Genomic DNA, 21,646 nt, shown 5'->3' with positions numbered 1-21,646 from the left:
ACTCAGGCGGGCACCGGCTTGAGCTTCTGCGCGTAGATGTCGACGTACTCGCGGCCGGAGAGCTCCATCAGCTCGTACATGATCTCGTCGGTGACCGCGCGCTCGACGAACCGGTCGCCGGCCAGCCCCGCGTAGCGGGAGAAGTCCAGCGGGGCACCGAAGCGGATCCGCACCCGGTCGATCCGGGGAATGAGCGTGCCGGGCGGCTGGATCTGGTCGGCGTTGAGCATCGCCACGGGCACCACCACCGCACCGCTCTCCAGCGCGAGCCGCGCGACCCCGGTCTTTCCCCGGTAGAGCCGCCCGTCCGGGGATCGGGTGCCCTCGGGGTAGATGCCGGCCACTCCCCCGGCGCGCAGCACCCGCAGCTGGGTGTCCAGGGCGGCGCGGGCGGCCTGGCCACCGGAGCGGTCCACCGGGATGGTGCCGGTGCCGACGAAGAACATCTTCATCAGCCAGCCCTTGATCCCCTTGCCGGTGAAGTACTCGGCCTTGGCCACGAAGGTGACCTTCCGCGAAATGATCAACGGGGTGAAGATCGAGTCGGAGAAGGAGAGGTGGTTGCTGGCCAGGATCACCGGCCCGGTCGCCGGCACGTGGTGCAGGCCCTCCACCTGCGGGTGGAAGATCAGCTTGAGCAGCGGACCGAGGAGAACGTACTTCAACAGCCAGTAGAGCACCGGCGTCCTTTCCCGTGGTGTGCCCGCGACAGCACCATGCCGGGAGCGCCGCCGTCGCCGACGAGCCTACGAAGCCCGCGCTCGCACCACAACGGACGTCGACGTCTCTCATTTTTTCGATCGTCGGCACGGTGTGGGCGGGTCGAAACACCCGGTCGCCGACGATCACCGAGATCGCACGTGTCGCGCAAGAACGGACAAAGAGCCACCGCCGCGACCTGCGGCAGTGCCCCTGACTTTCCAAGACGCGACACAACGCACTCCCGGAACCGGCCTCCGACGTGTCACGATTCAGAGCACGGCGTGCGGACGGACGCCGACGGGGCAGGGGCGGCCGCGCCGAGGGCGCGTTGAGGAGGATTGCCGGGTGTCAGCGGGTGGTGCCCGCCGGGGACGGCGGGACAACGGGCTCGACGCGAGCGAGTACGCCGTCGTCGGCGACGTCGATCCGCGCGTCGGCGAGCACCTGCTCGACGTCCTGGCGGCCGGTGGGATCGCCGCTTACCTGCAACCCTCCGCCGACCTCAACCCCGTCACCCGCACCACGACGGTTCCGGCCCGCCCGGTCGACCGGCTCTACGTCGACCGCTCGCACCTGACCACGGCCCGCGACTACCTCACCCAGCTCGCCGACGAGAGCACCCCGGAGCAGCCGCCGGCCCGCGACGAACCGGACATCGACGCCGAGTGGGCCCGGATCGTGGCCGGCTTCCACACCACCTCGACCGCCGACGAGCGCCCGTGGCCGGCAGCGGAGGACGTGGACGAGCGCGACGACCGGGAAACCCGGGACGAGTCGACGGCCGGTCCGCTCGCCCGCTCCGGCGTCGACGAGGCCGGGCCGACCGCCACCGACGTCCGCCGGCTGCCGTCGGCCACCGACTTGTCCGGGATCTCGGTCGGCCGGGGCACCCGCGGTGACGAGCCCTCGCTGCTGGACGGTCTGGACACCTTCGGCGCCGATCTGCCCGACGACGACGAGGACGAGGGTTACCACCCGCCGCCACCCCCGCCCCTGCCCCGGATCTCCAAGTACGCGGTGGTCGGCGCGCTCGCTGTGGTCGTCGGGTTCGTGCTCTTCCTCTTCCCGTCGCTGCTCCCGGTGGACCGCTCGGCGGTCACCCTGTTCGGGTTCACCGGCATCCTGGCCGGCTTCGTCACGCTGATCTGGCGGCTGCGCCCCGGCGACGAGGACGACGACGACCCGGACAACGGCGCCGTCGTCTGACCCGCGCGCCGTCTACCGCATGGCGGGACGACGACGCCCCCCGCCCGGGGCGTAACAATGGTGTAACTTACTGTCAGTAGGAATACCGCTGTACGTCACTTCCCCCGCTGACTGACCGGTTTTCCCTTCCTCGTGGCGGTCAGTCCTCTGCTGATCGGAATGCCCGAGATGCGACAGAGTTCCCTCGTGGTGGTGGCCAACCGCCTCCCCATCGACGACAGCCAGGCGCCCGACGGCGCCTGCGAGTGGCGCCGCAGTCCCGGTGGGCTGGTCAGCGCGCTGCACCCCCTGCTCCGGCACACCCCGGCGACCTGGGTCGGCTGGGCCGGGGGCACCGGGGCCGCGCCCGCCCTGCCGGACGTGGACGGCGTCCACATGCACACCGTCGCCCTCAGCCACGAAGATCTGCGCGACCACTACGAGGGCTTCTCCAACGCCACCCTCTGGCCGCTCTACCACGACGCCGTCGAGCAACCCGAGCACCACCGCCGCTGGTGGGAGGCGTACCAGCGGGTCAACCAGCGCTTCGCCGAGGCGACCGCCGAGGTGGCCGAGCCGGGCGGCGTGGTCTGGGTGCAGGATTACCACCTCCAGCTGGTTCCCGGGCAGCTGCGCGCGCTGCGCCCCGACCTGCGCATCGGCTTCTTCCTGCACGTGCCGTTCCCGCCGCCGGAGCTGTTCATGCAGTTGCCCCGTCGGGCCGAACTGCTGCGCGGCATGCTCGGCGCCGACCTGGTCGGCTTCCAGCGCGCCCAGGCGGCGCACAACTTCGCCCAACTGGTCACCCGGGTGCTGGAGCTGCCCGCCACCGACCGCCGGATCGGCATCGACGACCGGGTCGTGCGCATCGGCGCCTTCCCCGTCTCCATCGACACGGCCGAGATGGCCGCCCTCGCCGCCCGCCCCGACGTCGCCGCGCGGGCCCGCCGCCTCCGCCAGGACCTCGGCGATCCCCGCCAGGTCATCCTCAGCGTCGACCGGATGGACTACACCAAGGGCATCGAGCAGCGCCTCAAGGCGTACAGCGAGCTGCTCGCCAGCGGCGACGTCAAGGTCCGCGACACGGTGCTGGTGCAGGTCGCCATGCCGAGCCGGGAACGCGTCGGGCAGTACCAGATCCTGCGCGAACGCATCGAGCGCGAGGTGGGCCGGATCAACGGCGAGTTCGGCCGCGTCGGTGAGCCCGCCATCCACTACCTCACCCAGCCCTTCGACCGGGCCGAGCTGGCCGCGCTCTACCGGGTCGCCGACGTGATGGCGGTGACCCCGCTGCGCGACGGGATGAACCTGGTCGCCAAGGAGTACGTCGCCGCCCGGGTGGACGACACGGGCGCGCTGCTGCTCAGCGAGTTCGCCGGCACGGCCGCCGAACTGTCGCAGGCGTACCTGGTGAACCCGCACGACCTGGAAGGGCTCAAGCAGGCGCTGCGCACGGCGCTGCGGGCCAGTCCCGCCGACGTCACCGAACGGATGCGGGCCATGCGCGCCCACCTGCACCAGCACGACATCCGGGCCTGGGCGCGCTCCTACCTGAGCGCGCTGGACGAGCGCGGCGCCCTGGTCGGCCGCCTCACCAGCGGCGACGGCGCCCCCCTCGTGCCGCACCCGGCGACCCGGGCCACCTCCGCCGCGCAGCACACCGGCGGCTGACCGGCGCGACCACTCACCGGGCGGCGGGCTCCTTCTCCAGCCAGTCCAGGATCGCGTCGATCGGCTCGGCCCAGCGCGCGTCGAGCATCAGGTCGTGCCCCATGCCGGGAAAGAGCAACGGCGCCGAACCGTACCGGCGGGCGATCCGCGTCAACGTCGACGCCGGCACCACCCGGTCGTCCGGGCTGCCCAGCACCAGGACCGGCGGCGAACCCACCGCCGGCTCGGCCTCCGGCTCGCCCAGCAGCGCCCACTGCGCCCGCCGGCCCGCCCGACCCAGCCGCGCCACGTACCGCCGGGCCTCCTCGTCGGCCAACTCGCGGCTGAACAACTGCGTGCGGCTGAGCCGCAACGGCCCGCCGAACACCGCCGGCAACGTCCCGGCCGGGTTGCGGCGCACCGCCGCGGAGAGCACCCCCCAGCCGCCGAAGACCGGCGCCACCAGCACCGCACCGCGCGCCGGGTAACGCGCCAACGCGTGCGCCACCACGAGCGCCCCGGCGCCGTGCCCCACCAGCACCGCCTGGCGCGGCAGGCTCGCGGCCACCTGGACCACATCGTGGGCGTACGCGCGCAGCGTCGCCTCCGGCGCCGGCTCGCTGCCGCCGTGCCCCCGCAGGCTCAGCGCGTACGCCGGAAAGCCCCGCGACGCGGCGTGACCCAGCCAGTGCTCGGCGAACGCCCACGCGCCGTGCCCGAAGCCGGGAACGAAGAGCAGCGGAGGCCGCCCCTGCTCCACCTCGGGAACGGCGCTGAGCACCTCGCGTCGCGCCGGCCGGACCGGCCGGGACCACTCCCGACCCCGCATGATCCGCAGCTCGGTCATTTGGCCTCCAGGTCGTGCAGGGCGCGCTGGACGGCGCGCAGGTAGTCGGCGTGCCCGACCTCGAACCAGTGCCGGCTGCTGTCCTTGACCTGCCCCGAGTAACGCTCCCCGGCCCGGTCGCGCACCCGCTGCGCGAACGCCGCGGCCCGCTCGGGCCGGTCCCGGCGGGCCTGCAACAGCCGGGCGAAGAGCACCGTCTGCCAGTGCGCCAGGGTGAACATCCCGGAGTCCGGTTGCACGAGGCCGGCGACCGCCAGCGTCGGGTGCCCCGGCGTGAAGGCGTTGAGCCAGAGCGTGGGCCGGCCCGTGCCGGCGCTGTCGCCGAACACCGACGCGTCGAGGAACTCGAACCGGGGCAGGTAGCCGGTGGCGAAGATGACCAGGTCCGGGTCGATCTCGCGGCCGTCGGCCAGCTCCACGGCGTACGAGCGGAAACGGGCCAGGTCCGGCACCGGGGCGATCCCGCCGTGGCCCACGTAGTAGACGAGCTGGCTGTTGGCGATCGGGTGCGTCTCGTACACCCGGTGGTCGGGCTTGGGCAGGCCGAAGCGCGTCAGGTCGCCGACGGTCAGGCGCAGCGTCCAGTGGTAGAGCCACTGGCGGACCCGCAGCGGCACGCGCAGCGCCAGCAGGGCGTCGTTGACCTGGTCGGCGGGCCGCCCGAGGACGTACTTCGGGGCGTACCAGTAGCCGCGCCGGGTGGAGTGCCAGCACCGCGACGCCTGCTGGGCGGCCTCGACGGCGATGTCGCAGCCGGTGTTGCCGGCGCCGACCACCAGCACCCGCTTGCCGCGCAGCTGCGCCGGGTCCTTGTAGGACGACGCGTGCATGATCTCGCCGCGGAACTCCTCGAGGCCCTCGTAGCGGGGCAGTTTCGGCGACCAGTTGTGCCCGTTGGCGATGACCACGGCGGCGTACCGGGAGGTGCGCTCCGGGCCGTACCCGCCGGTGGAGCGGGTGGTCACGTCCCAGCGGTCGCCCTCGGCGGGCTCCACCCGGACCACCTCGGTGCCGAACCAGACGTGCGAGCGCAGGTCGAAGTGGTCGGCGTACCGCTCGAAGTACGCCAGGAGCTGGCTGTGGTGCGGGTAGTCCGGCCACGAGTCCGGCATCGGGAAGTCGGGGAACTGGGTGAACGGCTTCGACGACAGCAGGTGGGTGCTCGCGTACACCGGGCTGCGGTCGTGTCGCCAGTTCCAGGCGCCGCCGACGCCGGTCTCCCGTTCGTAGCAGTCCACCCCGAACCCGTGCTCGCGCAGGTTCTTGATGGCCGTCAGGCCGCTGGCCCCGGCCCCGATGACGCAGACCGTGTCGCCCCGGTCGGAGAGCGGACGGCCGTCGGGGCTCTGCGCGGACTGGGTCGCATCCGGGTCGGGCCGGCCGTGGTCGGTGGAGGTGGACACCGGGACATCTCCTTTTGTGCGGCACGGGTGCCGGTCGCCGCGAAATCCTCTCCACATCGGAGCCGGATGTCCAGCCCCGGAGCGGACCGATCGACGGATACCAGACGGGGGGGTCAGCCGGCGGTGGGTAGCAGCAGGTCGACGAGGACCGGGAAGTGGTCGCTGGCCCGGCGGGTCTGCGGGGTGTCCACCACGTCGTAGTCGACAACGCTGATCCGGGGATCGACGAAGAGCGCGTCGATGCGGCGGCGCGGGTCGGCGCACGAGTAGGTGAGCCGCTCCGCGCGGTCGGCGGCGATCGCCGCGTCGGTCAGGCCACGCGCCACGGTGGCCCACGCCGGCCCGTCCGGGCCCTCGTTCAGGTCGGCTCCGGCCACCACCGGGCTGCTCGCCGCGTCCAGCCCCCGCCGGAACTCGGCGGCCTGCGCGGGCCGCTCGGTCGGGTCGGTGGACAGGTGCGACCCGGCGAGGGTGAACCGGGCGTCGCCGACCCGGCACTCGGCGTACGCGGCGCCGCGCAGGTGTCGGCCCGGGGTCAGCGGGAAGCGCTGGCAACGGGTGTCACGCACCTGCACCCGCAGGCTGGTCAGCAGCAGGTTGCCCAGGGCGGGCAGGCCCCCGGCGGCCACCACCAGGCCGAACGACTCGGCCAGGGTGGCGGACTTCTGCCGCCACCGGAACCGACGCGGCCCCTCCTGGACGATCACGACGTCCGGCCTCGCGGCCCGGACCACCGCCGCGAGCGCGGCCGTGTCGTCGCGCTGGCTGTGGATGTTGTACGACACCACGCGCAGCGGTACGCCGGCAGCCTCACCCATCGCCGGCCCCCTCAGATCCGGCGGGCCAGGTCGGCCGCGCCGATCACCCCGGCGCTGTTGCCCAGCTGGGCGGGGAGCACCTCGGCCACCGGCAGGCGGCCCCGCTGGGCGAGCGCGTCGAGGTACGAGCGGCGCGTCGGGCCGAGCAGCAGGTCACCGGCGTCGATCACGCCGCCGCCGACGACAAGGGTCTGCGGGTCGAGGATCTGTGCCATGTCGGCGAGGCTGGTGCCCAGCCACCGGCCGATCTGCGCGAACGCCTCGGCGGAGACCGGGTCGCCGCCCTGCGCGGCGGCGGTCACCATGTGGCCGGTGATCGCCTCGGCCTCGCCGCCGGCCAGGTCCAGCAGGGCCGCGGCCCGCTGGGGTTCCTGTCGGGCGCCCGCGCGGGCGAAGCGGACCAGGGCGCTGCCGCTGGCGTACTGCTCGATGCAGCCCAGCCGCCCGCAGCCGCACTGGTGCCCGTCCGGCACGGCCAGCATGTGGCCCAGCTCCGCGGCGACGCCGTGCGCGCCGCGCATCAGCTCGCCGCCGAGCACGATGCCGCCGCCGACGCCGGTGCCGATCGTGAACATGATCATGGAGTCGTCGGCGTCCCGGGCCGCGCCGTAGCGGAACTCGGCCCAGGCGGCCACGTTGGCGTCGTTCTCCACGATCACCGGCAGGCCGACGGCGGTGCTGACGTACTCGCGCAGCGGCTCGTCCCGCCAGGCGAGGTTCGGGGCGAAGAGCACTGTCGAGCGGGTGGCGTCGATCCAGCCGGCCGCGCCGATACCGACGGCCTCGATCGTCCGCCCGGCAGCCAGCTCGCCGACCAGCTCGATGATGACGTCGCGGGTCTTGCCGACGTCATCGGCGGGAGTGTCCCGTCGGCTCTGCACGAGAACCGTGCCGGTGTCGTCCACGACACCGCCGGCCACCTTCGTGCCACCGACGTCGACTCCGATGGTCAGCGTCACCGCTGCCGCTCCCCTCTGCTGTGCTGTCCGGTCCGCGCGCCGATGACGCGCCGGTCCGGATCGCGATGTCCCGCGCTCAGGCGCCGCCGCCCGGCGCGTCCGCGCCGGTGTCGTCGGACGCCCGCGACGCGGGCACCGCGGGTCGGCTGGTCGGCGCCGGTGCGGCCACCGACCCGGCGTCGTCGACGGGTGCTGCGGTGGCCGGGGCGAGTGGGTCCGCCGTCCGGGTGGCGACCGACCAGACATCCCGCTCCGGCGCCGGCTGAGAATCATGCCCGCTGCGGGTGGCATCGCGCCACACGTGCTCGTCGTCGGTGTCGGCGGACCGGTCGGCCGGGGCGGCGGGCGGGGCCTCGTCGTCGCTGCTCGCGGCGGACGTCGGCCGCGCCGGGGCGGACGGCTGCGGTGCGGTCGTCGGGGACGGCTCCGGCGGTGCGAACGCCCGGAGCAGGCTGGCCACGCCGGCCGCGAGGTCTCCGGCGCCGGTGGCGAGCCGTTCGGCGAATTCCGGACTCGGATCACGTAACGCGGCGATGCCGCGACAGACCGGGCAGACGCAGCATTCGGCCGAACCGGTGGCGAAACCCCCACCGCCCTGGGTGCCGCCGCCCGGAGCGGCACTGTGACCGAGGACACCGGCCAGCATCCCGCCCAGCGGGCCGAACGCGCCGCCCGCCGACCCGGCGGAGGCCAGTCGCGCCCCCGCGAGCACCGTGGCGACCAGACGCTCCGCCTCTTCCCGGGCCGAACCCGGATCCGTTCCGCCCACCCTCGGCTCCTCTACCCTGCCGCCGGACGCGTCACTGCGCCGCACCGAGTGCTTCTACCCGGCGCTTGAGCTGCTTCAACGCGGTGTCCATGATCATTTTCTCGGCCTTGCGCCGAAACATGCCGAGCATCCCCACCGACAGCTCGACCTCGAGCGTGTACGTCACGGTGGTGCTCCCGTCCGGGTTCGCCACCAGGTCGTACGAGCCGCGCTGGCTCTTCTGCATCTTCGAGGGGGCCAGCAGGTGCCATTCGATGCGGGACAGGTCCTCGGCGTACTCGTAGGCGAGCACGTACTCGTCGGCCATCACGCCGGCGTCGATCGCGAAGCGCACCTGGCTGGCGTAGCCGTCCTCGTACTCCTCGATCACCTCGGCGTGGCGCACCGCCTCGGTCCACTCCGGGTAGCTCGGGAAGTCGCAGATGACCGCCGCCACCAGGTCCGGTGACGCGCCGATGATGATCGACTGGGTGGAGGAGTCCGCCATGGGGGGAGGCTACCCGGCGGGTACCGCCCGTACGCCGCGCCGCCCCCGCCGGGTAGGTTTCGACAGAGCCGAAGACCGTGGATGGGCAGCGGCCCGGCCAGTGCGAGCACGAAGGAGTGCAGGTGCGCGAGTTCTCCGTTCCGCCGATCGTCACCGTTGGCGACGCGGCCAACCTCACCGATCCGGTCTGGGACAACGCCGAGGCCGCGCCGGACACCGTCCAGTTCGCCCGCGCCACGCGCTCGGCCGACGGCAGCGGCACGACCTGGGCCGAGGTGACCTGCCTGGCGTTCCGCGACGAGGTGGCGGCGGTGGCCCGGGGCCTGATCGCCGCCGGTGTCGCCCCGGGCGCCCGGGTCGCGCTGATGAGCCGCACCCGTTACGAGTGGACGCTGCTCGATTACGCCATCTGGACGGTCGGCGCGGTCACCGTGCCGATCTACGAGACCTCCAGCGCCGAGCAGGCCGCCTGGATCCTGGCCGACTCCGGCGCGGTCGCCGCAGTGGTGGAGACCGACGCGCACGCCGACCTGGTCGCCAGCGTCCGCGACCGCCTGCCCGAGCTGGTCCACCTCTGGCAGATCGACCGCGGCGGGGTCGACGAGCTGGTCACCGCCGGTGCCGCAGTCGAGCTGGCCGAGGTCGAGCGGCGCCGCAAGGCCGTCCGCGCCAACGACCTGGCCACGATCATCTACACCAGCGGCACCACCGGCCGCCCCAAGGGTTGCGTGCTCACCCACCGCAACATGTACGCCGACATCGCCAACGCGGTGCCGGTGCTGCCGAACCTGTTCAACGCCGGCGCGGCCACCCTGCTCTTCCTGCCGCTGGCGCACGCGTTCGCCCGGCTCATCCAGATCGGCGTGGTGCAGGCCCGGGCCACCCTGGCGCACTGCGCCGACACCAAGAACCTGGTCGGCGAGTTGCAGGAGTTCCGCCCCACCTTCGTGCTGTCGGTGCCACGGGTGTTCGAGAAGGTCTACAACGCGGCCAAGCAGAAGGCCGAGGCCGACGGCAAGGGCGGCGTCTTCGCCCGCGCCGAGCAGGTCGCCATCGCGTACAGCGAGGCTCTGGAGACCCCGCGCGGACCGGGCCTGGCGCTGCGCGCCCAGCACGCGGTCTTCGACCGGCTCGTCTACCGCAAGCTGCGCGCCGCGCTCGGCGGGCGGTGCCGCGACGCCATCTCCGGCGGCGCACCGCTGGGAGCCCGGCTCGGTCACTTCTTCCGCGGCGTCGGCGTGACGATCCTGGAGGGGTACGGGCTGACCGAGACCTCGCCCGCCGCCGCAGCGAACCTGCCCACCGGCACCCGGATCGGCACCGTCGGCCGACCGCTGCCCGGCGTGACCATCCGGATCGAGGACGACGGCGAGATCCTGATCTCCGGCGACCTGATCTTCCAGGGCTACTGGCACAACGAGGCGGCGACCGCCGAAGCGCTCAGCGCCGACGGCTGGTTCCGCACCGGCGACCTGGGCCAACTCGACGCCGACGGCTACCTGAGCATCACCGGCCGCAAGAAGGAGCTGATCGTGACCGCGGGCGGCAAGAACGTCGCCCCCGCCGTGCTGGAGGACCAGGTCCGCGCCCACCCGTTGATCAGCCAGTGCGTCGTGGTCGGCGATGCGAAGCCGTTCATCGCCGCGCTGGTCACCCTCGACGAGGAGGCGTTGCCGACGTTCCTCGCGAGCGCCGGCCTGCCCCCGGACACTCCGGTCGAGAAGCTGCGCGAGCACGAGGGCCTGCGCGCCGAGGTCCAGTCCGCGATCGACACCGCGAACCAGTCCGTGTCGAAGGCCGAGGCGATCAAGGTCTTCCGGATCCTGCCCCGCGACTTCACCGAGGCGACGGGTGAGCTGACCCCGTCGCTCAAGGTCAAACGACAGGTCGTCCACAAGACGTACGCGGCGGAGATCGCCGACATCTACCGAGGCTGACTACCATCCGTCACGTGCCCGCATCCGCATCCGCCACACCGCATCCGCATCCCCTCGCCGCGGCCGCCCGCCTGGTGATGCTGGCGCTGGTCGCGATCCTGACCCTGTTCGCCACCCGCGACGTCACCCAGCTGTGGTGGATCGCGCTGCTGGCGGTCGCCGGGGCGCCCTCCCTGCTCGCCCCGCAGCACCGGTTGATCGGGCCGCTGAGCCGGGTGGCCGAGGTGGTGGTGCTGGGGCTGGCCGCGAGCCAGGTCGCCGCCGTCGCGTCGATCGGGGGGACCGTCGACGGGCTCGGCGCCTCCGCGGTGCTGCCCTACCTGGCGGTGCCGGTGACCGTCACCGCCCTGCGCCGCCGCTTCCGCGAGGGCGCGGCGCTGCTCGCGGTGACCGCCGGCACGCTGCTGGTCAGCGGCGCGTTGACCCAGGTCGACGGCGGGCGTCAGCTCGGCCAGGTGGGCTATCTCGCGGTCTGCGCGCAGTGGCTGATCCTCGCCGCGCTGGGGCTCTACGCCGCCGGCACCCTGCACCGGGTGATGGCCGTGCGCGCCGACGGCAAGCCCCAGCCGTACGCCGAGGCGACCCGCCTGCTGACCCAGCTGCGGACGGTGGCCCGGCAACTGCCGGGGGCGACCCTGGACCCGGGCGGCATCTCCGAGCACCTGCTGGAGGAGCTGCGCACGGTGGCCCGGGCGGACCGGGGCGCGGTGCTGTCGGCCAGCGGTGGGGGCCGGCTCGTGGTGCTCGCGCAGGCCGGGGTGGACCGGGTGGACTGGGAGACGACCCTGGACGCGGACTCGGCGATCGCCGACGCCTGGGCCAGTCAGCAGGCCACGACGGCCGCCCGCTCACAGTCGCGCTCCCACCGGGGCGGGGACGTGTCGGCGCTGATCGTCCCGCTGGTCGCCGGGGTGCGCACGGTGGGGCTGGTGGTGCTGGAGGCGGACGTCGCGCAGGCGTACCCGCCGCCGGTGGTGTCCCGGGTGACCGCACTGACCCGGCCGGCCGCGCTGCGGCTGGAGGCGGCGCTGCTGTTCGACGAGGTCCGCTCGCTGGCCACCAACGAGGAGCGCCAACGGCTGGCCCGCGAGATCCACGACGGGGTGGCGCAGGAGCTGGTGATGGTCGGCTACGGCATCGACAACGCCCTGGCCACCGTCTTCGACGACGCGGACGAGACCGCCGAGGCGCTGCGTACGCTGCGCGGCGAGGTGACCCGGGTGATCACCGAGCTGCGGCTGAGCCTCTTCGAGCTGCGCAGCGAGGTGGACCGCCAGGGCGGCCTGGCCGCGGCGATCGCCGAGTACGCCCGGACCGTTGGCGCCTCGGGTGGGCTGCGGGTGCACCTGTCGCTGGACGAGTCCACCGCGCGCCTGCCGGCGGCCACCGAGGCCGAGTTGCTGCGCATCGCCCAGGAGGCGGTGACCAACGCCCGCAAGCACGCCGGGGCCTCGAATCTCTGGGTCACGTGTGAGGTGGACCCCCCGTACGCTCAAATTGAAGTGTCGGATGACGGTCAGGGGATGGCTGACCAGCGCCCCGACGGACGGTACGGTCTTGCGATCATGGCCGAGAGGGCGGAACGTATCCGGGGCCGGTTGGAGATCAGGCCGCGGCAACCCAGCGGCACGACCGTGGCGGTGGTTCTCGGTTCCTCGTCCCGGCGCGACAACGTGCGCGACAGCGCAGCACCAGAAGGGGAGTAACCCGAGGATGACCACAAGTCCGACACCGGCCACCCGCACCAAGGTTCTCCTTGTCGACGATCACGACCTGATTCGCAAGGGCCTGCGGCACGCCTTCGAGCGCGACCGCCAGTTCGAGGTCGTCGGCGAGGCCGCGACCGCGGCTGAGGGGGTACGCCAGGCCGGCGCCCTGCAGCCGGACGTGGTGATCATGGATCTGCGGCTGCCCGACGGCAGCGGCCTGGAGGCCACCCGCGCGCTGCGCAAGTCCAGCTCGTCGATGGGCATCGTGGTGCTGACCATGTACGCGGGCGACGACCAGCTCTTCGGTGCCCTGGAGGCCGGCGCGAGCGCCTTCGTGCCGAAGACCGCCCCGGCCGACGAGGTGGTGGCCGCCGCGCGGCACGCCGCGTCCTCGCCCAGCGCGTTCACCGCCGCCGACCTGGCCGAGGCGATGAAGCGTCGGCTCGCCCCGTCCGGCCCGCAGCTGTCGCCCCGCGAGGGGCAGGTGCTGCGGCTGCTCGCCGACGGGATGAGCGTGGCGGGCATCGCGAAGCAGCTGTTCGTGAGCGAGTCCACCGCCAAGACGCACATCTCGAAGCTCTACGAGAAGCTCGGCGCCGCCAACCGGGCACAGGCGCTGATGACCGCGCTGCGGCTCGGCCTGCTGGAAGCACCGGACGCCCCGAAGTTCTGACCGGCGCCCGCTCGTCGAGCGGGACACCGCGATCGCAGGTCCGTGCCGGCTCTCCGCCGGCGCGGACCTTCGCGTATCGACCGACGTCGGCGGGAATCTGGCGGCACGCTATGGTCTGGCGGGTACGTCGGGGGCAGAATACCCGCGCGGGCGACGACGCCCGCGTCGCGGACTCAAGGGGTTGAGCGCATGCAGCGGCCGGACTGGGCACCCGACACCATCGACATCGAGCGCCCGAGCGTCGCGCGGATGTACGACTACTACCTCGGCGGATCGCACAACTTCGCCGCCGACCGGGCCGCCGCGCAGGCGATGGTGGCCGCCGTCCCGGAGGCGCCGCTGATGGCGCAGGCCAACCGGGCGTTCCTGCGCCGAGCGGTCCACCATCTCGCCGAGGCCGGCGTCCGGCAGTTCCTCGACATCGGCTCGGGCATTCCCACCGTCGGCAACGTGCACGAGATCGCCCAGCGCATCGACCCGGAGTCGCGGGTGGTCTACGTGGACGTCGATCCGGTCGCGGTGGCGCACAGCCGGGAGATCCTGGCCGGCAACGACCGCGCGGTGGTCGTCCAGGAGGACCTGCGACACCCGGACCGGATCCTGGCGCACCCCGACGTCCGCAAGCTGCTCGACCTGAGCCAGCCGGTGGCCGTGATGGTCGTGGCCGTCCTGCACTTCGTCTCCGACGACGACCGGCCGGCGGAGCTGCTGGCGACGCTGCGCGACGCGTTGGCGCCCGGCAGCTACCTGGTGCTGTCGCAGGCCAGCGACGACGGGCGCAGCGAGGACGAGCGCGCCGAGGCCGAGCGGGTCTACCGGCGTACCGACAGCCCGCTCTGGATCCGTAACCGGGCCGAGCTGACCGCGCTCTTCGACGGGTTCGAGCTGGTCGACCCGGGCGTCGTCTGGGTGCCGCAGTGGCGACCGGACACCCCGGAGAGCGCTGAGGACGCCGAGCGCGCGGTCTTCATGGGCGGCGTCGGACGACTCGGTGACTGAGTCGCCCGGGGAGACCACCCGTCCGGGCACCTTCGCCCGCGCGTGGGCCAAGGCGGTCTCCGGGACGAGCTACCTGCCGATGACCCAGGCCCAGCTCGAAGCCCTGCTGCACCGGCTCACCGGGCAGCTGGCCGGCGCGCTGCTCGCCGAGCCGTTCGACCTGCGCGCCGGGCACCGGGTCGGCGCCGAGTTGGTCGCCGCGCACATCGCGTCCGCGGAGGGGCTGGGGCGTACGGTCGAGGTCATCCAGCTCCGGCTCGTGCGGGACCTGGGACTGGTGGCCGAGGACGTCGAGGACCGGATGGCGCGGCTGCTGGCCGCCGTGGCGACCGGCTACGCCCGGGCGCTGCGCGACCGGACGCTCGACGAGCAGGAGTCGATCCGTCGGGCCGCCATGATGGCCCGGACGCAGGCCGAACGGGCGCTGCGGGCCAGCGAGGCCCGGTTCCGCCACCAGGCCACCCACGACCCGCTCACCGGCCTGCCCAACCGGACGCTGTTCACCGAACGACTCACCGCCGCGCTCAACGAGCCGGGCCGGGGCGCCCAGCGCATGGGGGTGTGCTTCCTCGACCTGGACCGCTTCAAGGTCGTCAACGACAGCCTGGGGCACCAGGTGGGCGACCGGCTGCTGACCACTGTGGCCGAGCGGCTACGCGAGGCCCTCGGTGAGCACCTGGTGGCCCGCCTCGGCGGCGACGAGTTCGTCATCCTGGTGGAGGGGGCCAGCGGCACCGACGCCGTGGTGGAGGTGGCCGAGAGCGCCCTGGCCGCGGTCCGCACACCGGCGGTTGTCGACGGGCACGAACTCCAGGTCACGGCGAGCATCGGCATCGTCGAGCGGCAGGTGGCCGGGGCCACGCCCAGCGACCTGATGCGGGCCGCCGACAGCACGCTGCACTGGGCGAAGTCGGCCGGCGGGGCGCGCTGGGAGCTCTACGACGCCGAGCGCAACCGCCACGAGCTGGCCCGCTACGCCCTCTCGGCGGCCATCCCGGCCGCGCTGGAGCGGGGCGAGTTCTACCTCGACTACCAACCCCTGACCTCGCTGCGCGACGGCCGGCTGCTCGGCGTGGAGGCGCTGGTCCGCTGGCGCCATCCGGAGCTGGGTGTCCTGCGGCCGGACAGCTTCATCGCGCTCGCCGAGGAGACCGGCCTGATCGTGCAGCTGGGCGGGTGGGTGCTGGCCGAGGCGTGCCGCGAGGCGGAGGCGTGGTCGTCCGACGGCGTCGAGGCGCCGTTCGTGAGCGTCAACCTGGCCGTACGGCAGGTGCACCGGCCCGGCCTGGTGCAGGAGGTCCGCACGCTGCTGCGCCAGACCGGTCTGCCGCCCGAGCGACTTCAGCTGGAGATCACCGAGAGCACGATGATGAGCAGCGCCAAGGAGCCGGTGCGCGCGTTGCGGGTGCTGGCCGATCTCGGCGTCCGCATCGCCATCGACGACTTCGGCACCGGCTACAGCAACCTGGCGTACCTGCGGGACCTGCCGGTCACCGAACTGAAGGTGGCCGGGGAGTTCGTGGCCGGTCTGCGCTCGCCGGCGGTGGGGCGTACCGACGAGCGGATCCTCGCCTCGCTGGTGTCGCTGGCGCACGCGCTGGACCTGACGGTGACCGCCGAGGGGGTGGAGACCGCCGGGCAGGCCGAGCGGCTGCGGGCGATCGGCTGCGACGCCGCCCAGGGCTGGCATTTCGGCCGGCCGGCCCCCGCCGACCGCATCCTGGCCCGCATCCGCTGAAACCCCCACACTGGCAGTAGACAGCGTCTACGCCCGCCTGGTAGACACTGTCTATGAACGAGGGGGAGGCGGGCCTGCGCGCCCGACTGGTGGCCACCGGGGTGGACCTCGTGCTGCGCGAGGGCCAGTCGGCGGTGTCACTGCGGGAAATCGCCCGTCGGGCGGGCGTCTCGCACGGCGCCCCGCGCCGCTACTTCCCCACCCACGTCGACCTGCTCTCCGCCATCGCCCGGGAGGGCTTCGCCGACCTCACCGCCCGCGTCGAGGAGACGCTGCGCGCGGCCGGCCCGGATCCGCGTACCCGCCTGGTCGCGCTGGCCCGGACGTACCTGGACTTCGCCGCGGCACACCACGGCATGTTCGAGCTGATGTTCCGCCACGACCTGCTGGCCAGCGGTCGTCTGCGGCTGCGCGAGACGAGCCTGCCGCTGTTCACCCTCCTGGTCGACCTGGTCGCCCAGGCACGCCAGCCGGCCGCCGCGCCCGCCCCGGTGCTGGCCGGCGCGCTCTGGGCCAACCTGCACGGCATCGCCCAGCTCTGGGCCTGGGGCAGCCTGCCGCTGGCCACCGGCGTCACCGACGACGACACCCTGCTGCGGGCCGCGCTCGACGCGCACCTCGGCCCCGCGCCGCACTGAACCGGGAGAAGACGTGCCCCTGCTGTACGACATCGGCAAACTGACCGTCGGCACCACCCTGCGGCTGGGCTGGCGGCCCCGCGTCCAAGGGCTGGAGCATGTGCCCCGCCAGGGAGGCGCCATCCTCGCCGGCAACCACCTGTCCGTCGCCGACGAGGTGTTCCTCGGCTGCCTGACGCCGCGCCATGTCACCTTCTGGGCCAAGGCCGAGTACTTCACCGGCCGAGGCCCGAGCGGTTGGCTCAGTCGGCAGATCGTCGCCGGCATGGGCGCCATCCGGGTCGAGCGCGCCGGCGGCCGGGCCGCCCTCACGGCCCTCGACGCGGCAGTGCCGGTGCTGCGCGCCGGTGGTCTCGTCGCCATCTACCCCGAGGGCACCAGGTCCCCGGACGGGCGGCTCTACCGGGGTCGGGTCGGCATGACCCGGCTCGCCCGCGACGCCGAGGTGCCGATCATCCCGGTCGGCGTGCTCGGCACCGCCGAGGTCCTGCCGGTCGACGCGCGGCTGCCCCGCCGACACCCGGTCACCCTGCGGTTCGGTCCGCCGATCCCGGTCGCCGGGCGCATCACCGGACCCCGCGACATCCGCACGATCACCGACGAGGTGATGGCCGCGATCCAACGGCTCACCGACCAGGAGTACGTGCCCCGCTACGCCCCGCCCCGGCCGACCCGCACCTGAACACCAGCGGCGGTCAGCCGGCGAGCAGAGCCGCCATCCGCTGTGCCTGCGCCTCCCAGCGCCACTCCCGCTCCACCCACGCCCGGCCGGCCGCGCCCAGTTGGCGGGCCAGATCCCGGTCTTCGAGCAGCCGGGCCACCCGGTCGGCGAGCTGGGCGACGTCGCGGCCGCGGACCACGTAGCCCGTCTCGGACTCACGGACCGCGTCCGGGGCGCCGCCGGAGTCCCCCGCCACCACCGGCAGACCCGTCGCGGACGCCTCCAGGTAGACGATGCCCAGCCCCTCGACGTCCAGGCCGCGGTTGCGGGTGCGGCAGGGCATCGCGTAGACGTCGCCGGCCGCGTAGTGCGCCGGCAGCTCGGCCGACGGCACCGAACCGGTGAACACCACGTCCCGCTCGACGCCCGTCTGCCGGGCCAGCTTCTCCAGGGTCGCCCGGTACGGACCGCCGCCGACGATCAGCAGCGCCGCGTCGGGCACCCGGCGGCGGATCTCCGGCAGCGCCCGGATCAGCATGTCCTGACCCTTGCGCGGCACCAGCCGGGACACGCACACCACCACCGGCCGGTCGGTCAGCCCCAACCGGGCCCGGACCGGCTCGCCGTCCACCGTCGGGTGGTAGGTGTCCACGTCCACCCCGGGCGCCAACCGGCGCAGGTCGGTCACCCCGTCCAGCACGCGGGCCAGCCGGACCCGGGTGTACTCGCCGAGGTAGGTGGTCACGTCGACACCCCGACCGATGCGCCGCAGCGCCGGCCGGGCAGCCGGGAGCGCCGCCCAACCGACCTCGTGGCCGTGGGTCTGCGCCACCACCCGGCGTACGCCCGCGCGGCGGCGCAGGCCGGCGGCGAGCAACCCCAGCGGGGCCGCCGCGCCGAACCACACCGTGTCGCAGTCGTACGTGCGGGCGAGGCGGGCCGCCCGGCGGGCGATCAGCGGGGTGGGCAGGAGCACCCGGGTGCGTTCGCGGATCACCTCGAACGGCTGGTCGGCGTCGAACTTCGCGGCGCCGCGCCAGCTCGACGCGTACACGACAACCGACCCGGCCGGCTGACGCACGGCGAGGTTGTGCACGAAGGACTGGATGCCACCCGGACGGGGCGGGAAGTCGTTGGTGATCAGCAGCGTGCGGCTCACAGGCCGGCCTCCCGGGCGTACGCGCGGGCGGCGGCCATCCGCTCCACGGTGGACGGATGCGAGGCCGAGTAGAGGTATTCCCAACGCGGCGGATCGGGGTCGCCGAGGTTGACCGAGCCGAGGCGGCGCTGCATCGACTCGAAGGCCACCGGGTCGCCGGTGAGCGCGAGCGCGTGCGCGTCGGCGCGCGCCTCCACCCGCCGGGACATCAGCGCCTGCACCGGTGTGGCGACCAGGCCGGCCACCGTGACCAGGGCGATCAGCAGCGGAAACGCGCGTGGATCGGCCACCGAGTCGACACCTGCCAACCGCAGCAGCAGCCCCCACGAGCCGAGCAGGTACAGCGCGACCACTGCGGCGGCCGCGCCCAGCGCCCCGGTCAGCGTGCCCACCGTCACGTCGGAGTCCTTCGCGTGCCCCAACTCGTGCGCCACCACGGCGGTCACCTCGGCCGGCGTGCCCTCGCTCAGCAGCGTGTCGTAGACGACCACCCGGCGGGTCGGCCCGAGGCCGGAGACGTACGCGTTGACCGCCCTGGTGCGCCGCGAGGCGTCGGCGACCAGCACGTCGCGCACCGGCACCCCGTCGCGGGCGGCCATGCTCATCAGCTCGGTGCGCAGCGGACCCTGCTCCATGGGGGTGAACTTGTTGAACACCGGCTCCACCAGCACGGGCAGCACGAACGAGAGCAGCACCACCAGCAGGGCCGCGCCCGCCGCGCCGAACGCCCACCACCAGCGCGGCGCGAACCTGATGACCGCGTAGAAGCCGAACAGCGCCACCGCGCCGATCACGGCGCTGACCGCGTACGACTTGAGCAGGTCGACGGTCCAGCCGCTCCACCCGTTGGTGCTCAGCCCGTAGCGGGTCAGCACGCTCTGCCGCCAGGCGGAGAACGGGAGGGTGAGCAGGTCGGCGACCAGCACCACGGCGAGACCGCCGAGCACCGCCTGCGCGATCCAGTGCCCGCCGAACGGCCGGCCCACCAGCTCGACCAGGCGGCTGCCCAGCGGGGTGAGACCGAGCGCGACGGCGATCAGCAGCCCGACGGCCAGCGCGGCGTAGCTGCCGGGGCGCAGCGCGGAATGGAATTCGCGCGCCTTGGCCACCTGCTCCGCCGGGAGGTCACGCAGCGCGGCGAGCTGGTCGGCGCGGGGCGCCGGTGGCCGGTGCCAGGGTATGAACAGCGCGGCGGTCACCAGCAGGGCCACCGTCAACCCGGCCAGCGTCAGCAGCGCCCAGCCGCGCGGGGTCACCGGGGCATCCCCTGCCGTGCGGCGCCGGCGCGCGTGGCACCGACGGGCCCGCCGCGCTCGCGTCGTACCCCGCTCATCCCGCCGCTCCTCCCGCCGTGACCGCCCATCCTATGGCCCGCGAAAAGCCCGCTTCGCCCGCGGTGTCGCGCTCCGTCGGGGGCCGGCGCGGGTGGTCGTGCGGGAACTCAGTCGTGCGGGAAGTCAGGCCACCCGGCGGACCCGGCGCCCGGGGGCACCCGGCCGTGGGGCGGCGTCGGGCCGCGCGGGCGCGGCCAGCACCTCGACGTCGAAGCCGGCCCGGGCGAGCACCTCGATCGCCTCGACCTCGGCGGCGACCAGCCCGGCCGCCGGGGACGTCTCGTCGAACAGGGCGGTCAGCGGGCAGCCGGAACAGCCGTCGGCCCGTTTCGCGCACCCGTCGCAGTCGATGAGCATCACGCCTCCTGATCGCTCGCGATGCGCGGTCGACGCCCTGTCGTCGTCGCCCGAGCACCGTCGGTCACATCGACGCTATCCACCGGGTACGACAGAACCGCCCGCACCGCCCCGTTGAGGGCTAGATCGACTCCAGATCAGCGAAATCGGGGTATCCCGACCGGCCGGACACCCCGACATCGCCGACCCCGTGTCGATCCGGCGCGCACGCTTGTCGATCGCGTCGGTTCCAATCGCCGGTCAACTGCCGGTCAAGCGCCTGTCCCCCGCCAGAGGCCGCTGCGATCGTTGCGGTACGGCCGATCCACCGCCCGACGAGGTCCACCGGCGCACCTGCCGGGCCGAGTGGAACCGGCCGTCCCCACGTTGACCCACCGGAGGACTTCATGCGTGGACCATCCTCGATCACACGATCCCGACTCTCGGCCGGCGCGCTCCTCGCGGCCATCGCGACGGCCGCGGGCGGGCTCGTCGCCACGCCCGCGCAGGCCACCTCGGCGCTCGGCTGCAACTATCCCCGCGTCTGCTTCTGGGTGACCGGGAACCCGTACGACGGCGCCCCGCCGACCGCGTCGTTCCAGGACAACTACTACCAGACCCTCGGGTCCCGCAGCCGGGGCGCGGACTGGGTCTACAACAGCCGCAACGACGACGGCGCGAAGATCTTCTACTCCAACGGCGACTGGGTCTGCGTCTCCCCGGGCGAGCTGGCCTACCTCGAGCCGTACGGCTACGCGGTAGCCCTCGACATCATGGACTCCCCGTACTGCTCCTACTGACCCGATCGCCGGAGGTTGACGACATGTTTCCACGACGTCTCCTGGCCGCCTGCGCCGTCACGGTGACCGCGGCGGTCGGCCTGGTCGCCACACCGGCGTTCGCCGGCGGCTACTTCCAGACGCAGACGGACCTGAACCTGCGCTACTGCCAGTGGCTCAACAACTCGCAGTGCTCGGTGATCCTCACGATCCCGAAAGGCCAGTCGGTCTACCTGAACTGCTGGGCGCCCGGCTCGTCGGTCAACGGCGACACCGTCTGGTACAACGCGTTCTACGGCAACGCGAGCGGCATGCTCGCCGGTGACTACGTGAACACGGGGCACGACCCGAACCCCGCCGTCTCCCGCTGCGTCTGACCCGCGATCCGGCCGCTGGCGCCGACGCACCAGCGGCCGGATCCGGACGTCACGGGTAGTACACCCGAGGGCTGGTGAAGATGCCGTGCAACGTTCCGCTGCAGGTGTAGACCTCGACCACCGCCACCGCGGAGCCCTTGAAGTTGTTCATCACGTTGACGTTGCGGCTGATCGGCCCGAACCGGCCGGTCCGGCTGAGGTCGTAGTAGATCCAGGAGCTGTTGCCGTTGTTCGTGGTCCGCAGCTGCAGGTACGCCGTGCACCGGGACTGGTCAGGTATGGCGTTCATGTAGAAGTCGCCCACCACGGTCTGGTTGGAGCCCTGGTACGAGATGCACGAGCTGATCGGGTAGGCGCCGGTGCAGCCGCCACCCGAGGCCGCCTGGGCCGGTCCCGGGGCGACGAGGAGCGCCGCCAGTGTGACGACCGTGCCGAGGATGGTGCCCAGCAGTCTTTTTCTCATGTCGTACGCCTGCCTTTGTCCGG

Annotated in this window: 22 protein-coding genes; 11 read left to right on the top strand and 11 right to left on the bottom strand. The window is 73.3% G+C overall.

Annotation, left to right across the window (positions count from 1 at the left end; translation table 11 throughout):
* Positions 1-2 precede the first annotated feature (2 nt).
* On the bottom strand, positions 3-680 hold the full coding sequence (locus AB0B39_RS21840) for a lysophospholipid acyltransferase family protein (RefSeq protein ID WP_357575202.1): 678 nt from the start codon (positions 678-680) through the stop codon (positions 3-5).
* Between the two features lie 367 nt (positions 681-1,047).
* Between AB0B39_RS21840 and AB0B39_RS21835 the strand changes: the two genes are divergently transcribed.
* Together AB0B39_RS21835 and AB0B39_RS21830 are read left to right on the top strand one after the other, a co-directional pair.
* Positions 1,048-1,908 (top strand): DUF308 domain-containing protein, encoded by an 861-nt coding sequence (locus AB0B39_RS21835; protein ID WP_357575201.1) that lies wholly within the window; start codon positions 1,048-1,050, stop codon positions 1,906-1,908.
* A 168-nt stretch (positions 1,909-2,076) separates the two neighbouring features.
* On the top strand, positions 2,077-3,558 hold the full coding sequence (locus AB0B39_RS21830; RefSeq protein WP_357575200.1) for a trehalose-6-phosphate synthase: 1,482 nt from the start codon (positions 2,077-2,079) through the stop codon (positions 3,556-3,558).
* Positions 3,559-3,571: 13 nt separating this feature from the next.
* On the opposite strand, the gene AB0B39_RS21825 is transcribed toward AB0B39_RS21830, so the two are convergent.
* The 6 genes from AB0B39_RS21825 to AB0B39_RS21800 all read right to left on the bottom strand — a co-directional run bounded on the left by AB0B39_RS21825 (position 3,572) and on the right by AB0B39_RS21800 (position 8,820).
* A complete protein-coding gene (locus AB0B39_RS21825) occupies positions 3,572-4,384 on the bottom strand; it encodes an alpha/beta fold hydrolase (RefSeq protein WP_357575199.1) in 813 nt (270 codons plus the stop codon).
* Complete coding sequence (locus tag AB0B39_RS21820) at positions 4,381-5,787, bottom strand: NAD(P)-binding domain-containing protein (protein WP_234586930.1); 1,407 nt, start codon at positions 5,785-5,787, stop codon at positions 4,381-4,383. The genes AB0B39_RS21825 and AB0B39_RS21820 overlap by 4 nt, the downstream gene beginning before the upstream one ends.
* Before the next feature lie 113 nt (positions 5,788-5,900).
* Entirely contained in the window at positions 5,901-6,605 is a 705-nt protein-coding gene (locus tag AB0B39_RS21815) for an endonuclease/exonuclease/phosphatase family protein (protein WP_357575198.1), read from the bottom strand.
* An 11-nt stretch (positions 6,606-6,616) separates the two neighbouring features.
* Positions 6,617-7,564, bottom strand: coding sequence for an ROK family glucokinase (locus AB0B39_RS21810; RefSeq protein WP_234586935.1), 948 nt, complete (start codon positions 7,562-7,564; stop codon positions 6,617-6,619).
* Positions 7,565-7,640: 76 nt separating this feature from the next.
* Positions 7,641-8,333 carry a hypothetical protein gene (locus AB0B39_RS21805; RefSeq protein ID WP_357575197.1) on the bottom strand — a complete coding sequence of 231 codons (693 nt, stop codon included), beginning with the start codon at positions 8,331-8,333 and terminating at the stop codon, positions 7,641-7,643.
* A 31-nt stretch (positions 8,334-8,364) separates the two neighbouring features.
* Positions 8,365-8,820, bottom strand: a complete 456-nt coding sequence (locus tag AB0B39_RS21800; protein ID WP_357575196.1) for an SRPBCC family protein — start codon at positions 8,818-8,820, stop codon at positions 8,365-8,367.
* 122 nt (positions 8,821-8,942) lie between these two features.
* On the opposite strand from AB0B39_RS21800, the gene AB0B39_RS21795 reads away from it, so the two are divergent.
* The 7 genes from AB0B39_RS21795 to AB0B39_RS21765 all read left to right on the top strand — a co-directional run bounded on the left by AB0B39_RS21795 (position 8,943) and on the right by AB0B39_RS21765 (position 17,196).
* On the top strand, positions 8,943-10,757 hold the full coding sequence (locus AB0B39_RS21795; protein WP_357496728.1) for a long-chain fatty acid--CoA ligase: 1,815 nt from the start codon (positions 8,943-8,945) through the stop codon (positions 10,755-10,757).
* A 14-nt stretch (positions 10,758-10,771) separates the two neighbouring features.
* Entirely contained in the window at positions 10,772-12,463 is a 1,692-nt protein-coding gene (locus tag AB0B39_RS21790; RefSeq protein WP_357496726.1) for a GAF domain-containing sensor histidine kinase, read from the top strand.
* Between the two features lie 7 nt (positions 12,464-12,470).
* Positions 12,471-13,139, top strand: a complete 669-nt coding sequence (locus AB0B39_RS21785; RefSeq protein WP_200209675.1) for a response regulator transcription factor — start codon at positions 12,471-12,473, stop codon at positions 13,137-13,139.
* 189 nt (positions 13,140-13,328) lie between these two features.
* Positions 13,329-14,138 (top strand): SAM-dependent methyltransferase, encoded by an 810-nt coding sequence (locus tag AB0B39_RS21780; protein ID WP_234586947.1) that lies wholly within the window; start codon positions 13,329-13,331, stop codon positions 14,136-14,138.
* 79 nt (positions 14,139-14,217) lie between these two features.
* Positions 14,218-15,876 (top strand): EAL domain-containing protein, encoded by a 1,659-nt coding sequence (locus AB0B39_RS21775; RefSeq protein WP_357575216.1) that lies wholly within the window; start codon positions 14,218-14,220, stop codon positions 15,874-15,876.
* Between the two features lie 53 nt (positions 15,877-15,929).
* The gene (locus AB0B39_RS21770) at positions 15,930-16,514 is read left to right on the top strand and encodes a TetR/AcrR family transcriptional regulator (protein ID WP_357496722.1); all 585 of its coding nucleotides are present in this window, start codon (positions 15,930-15,932) and stop codon (positions 16,512-16,514) included.
* A 13-nt stretch (positions 16,515-16,527) separates the two neighbouring features.
* Complete coding sequence (locus AB0B39_RS21765; RefSeq protein WP_357496720.1) at positions 16,528-17,196, top strand: lysophospholipid acyltransferase family protein; 669 nt, start codon at positions 16,528-16,530, stop codon at positions 17,194-17,196.
* 13 nt (positions 17,197-17,209) lie between these two features.
* Here AB0B39_RS21765 and AB0B39_RS21760 read toward each other — a convergent pair whose 3' ends face one another.
* The 3 genes from AB0B39_RS21760 to AB0B39_RS21750 form a co-directional block, all read right to left on the bottom strand.
* A complete protein-coding gene (locus AB0B39_RS21760) occupies positions 17,210-18,334 on the bottom strand; it encodes a glycosyltransferase family 4 protein (protein ID WP_357496718.1) in 1,125 nt (374 codons plus the stop codon).
* A complete protein-coding gene (locus tag AB0B39_RS21755; protein WP_357496716.1) occupies positions 18,331-19,590 on the bottom strand; it encodes a M48 family metallopeptidase in 1,260 nt (419 codons plus the stop codon). Before AB0B39_RS21755 ends, AB0B39_RS21760 begins: the two co-directional genes overlap by 4 nt.
* Before the next feature lie 201 nt (positions 19,591-19,791).
* Positions 19,792-20,025 carry a hypothetical protein gene (locus AB0B39_RS21750; protein ID WP_234586958.1) on the bottom strand — a complete coding sequence of 78 codons (234 nt, stop codon included), beginning with the start codon at positions 20,023-20,025 and terminating at the stop codon, positions 19,792-19,794.
* Positions 20,026-20,411: 386 nt separating this feature from the next.
* Between AB0B39_RS21750 and AB0B39_RS21745 the strand changes: the two genes are divergently transcribed.
* Both AB0B39_RS21745 and AB0B39_RS21740 read left to right on the top strand, forming a co-directional pair.
* The gene (locus AB0B39_RS21745; RefSeq protein ID WP_234586961.1) at positions 20,412-20,804 is read left to right on the top strand and encodes a hypothetical protein; all 393 of its coding nucleotides are present in this window, start codon (positions 20,412-20,414) and stop codon (positions 20,802-20,804) included.
* A gap of 23 nt (positions 20,805-20,827) precedes the next feature.
* Positions 20,828-21,160, top strand: a complete 333-nt coding sequence (locus AB0B39_RS21740; protein WP_357575195.1) for a hypothetical protein — start codon at positions 20,828-20,830, stop codon at positions 21,158-21,160.
* A 49-nt stretch (positions 21,161-21,209) separates the two neighbouring features.
* Here the strand turns inward: AB0B39_RS21740 and AB0B39_RS21735 are convergent, their stop codons facing one another.
* The gene (locus tag AB0B39_RS21735) at positions 21,210-21,623 is read right to left on the bottom strand and encodes a hypothetical protein (protein ID WP_234586966.1); all 414 of its coding nucleotides are present in this window, start codon (positions 21,621-21,623) and stop codon (positions 21,210-21,212) included.
* Positions 21,624-21,646: the final 23 nt, after the last annotated feature.

The organism is Micromonospora sp. NPDC049114, from assembly GCF_040648635.1.
Taxonomy (GTDB): Bacteria; Actinomycetota; Actinomycetes; order Mycobacteriales; family Micromonosporaceae; genus Micromonospora.
Note: the sequence above shows the minus strand (reverse complement) of the source record. Positions and strands in the feature narration are given on the sequence as shown.

What these genes read in the sequence shown, in the direction of transcription:
- AB0B39_RS21735 (WP_234586966.1), bottom strand. Translation starts at nt 21,623, where the DNA reads ATGAGAAAAAGACTGCTGGGCACCATCCTCGGCACGGTCGTCACACTG.
- AB0B39_RS21745 (WP_234586961.1), top strand. Translation starts at nt 20,412, where the DNA reads ATGCGTGGACCATCCTCGATCACACGATCCCGACTCTCGGCCGGCGCG.
- AB0B39_RS21825 (WP_357575199.1), bottom strand. Translation starts at nt 4,384, where the DNA reads ATGACCGAGCTGCGGATCATGCGGGGTCGGGAGTGGTCCCGGCCGGTC.
- AB0B39_RS21800 (WP_357575196.1), bottom strand. Translation starts at nt 8,820, where the DNA reads ATGGCGGACTCCTCCACCCAGTCGATCATCATCGGCGCGTCACCGGAC.
- AB0B39_RS21750 (WP_234586958.1), bottom strand. Translation starts at nt 20,025, where the DNA reads ATGCTCATCGACTGCGACGGGTGCGCGAAACGGGCCGACGGCTGTTCC.
- AB0B39_RS21740 (WP_357575195.1), top strand. Translation starts at nt 20,828, where the DNA reads ATGTTTCCACGACGTCTCCTGGCCGCCTGCGCCGTCACGGTGACCGCG.
- AB0B39_RS21830 (WP_357575200.1), top strand. Translation starts at nt 2,077, where the DNA reads ATGCGACAGAGTTCCCTCGTGGTGGTGGCCAACCGCCTCCCCATCGAC.
- AB0B39_RS21770 (WP_357496722.1), top strand. Translation starts at nt 15,930, where the DNA reads ATGAACGAGGGGGAGGCGGGCCTGCGCGCCCGACTGGTGGCCACCGGG.
- AB0B39_RS21785 (WP_200209675.1), top strand. Translation starts at nt 12,471, where the DNA reads ATGACCACAAGTCCGACACCGGCCACCCGCACCAAGGTTCTCCTTGTC.
- AB0B39_RS21775 (WP_357575216.1), top strand. Translation starts at nt 14,218, where the DNA reads ATGACCCAGGCCCAGCTCGAAGCCCTGCTGCACCGGCTCACCGGGCAG.
- AB0B39_RS21815 (WP_357575198.1), bottom strand. Translation starts at nt 6,605, where the DNA reads ATGGGTGAGGCTGCCGGCGTACCGCTGCGCGTGGTGTCGTACAACATC.
- AB0B39_RS21780 (WP_234586947.1), top strand. Translation starts at nt 13,329, where the DNA reads ATGCAGCGGCCGGACTGGGCACCCGACACCATCGACATCGAGCGCCCG.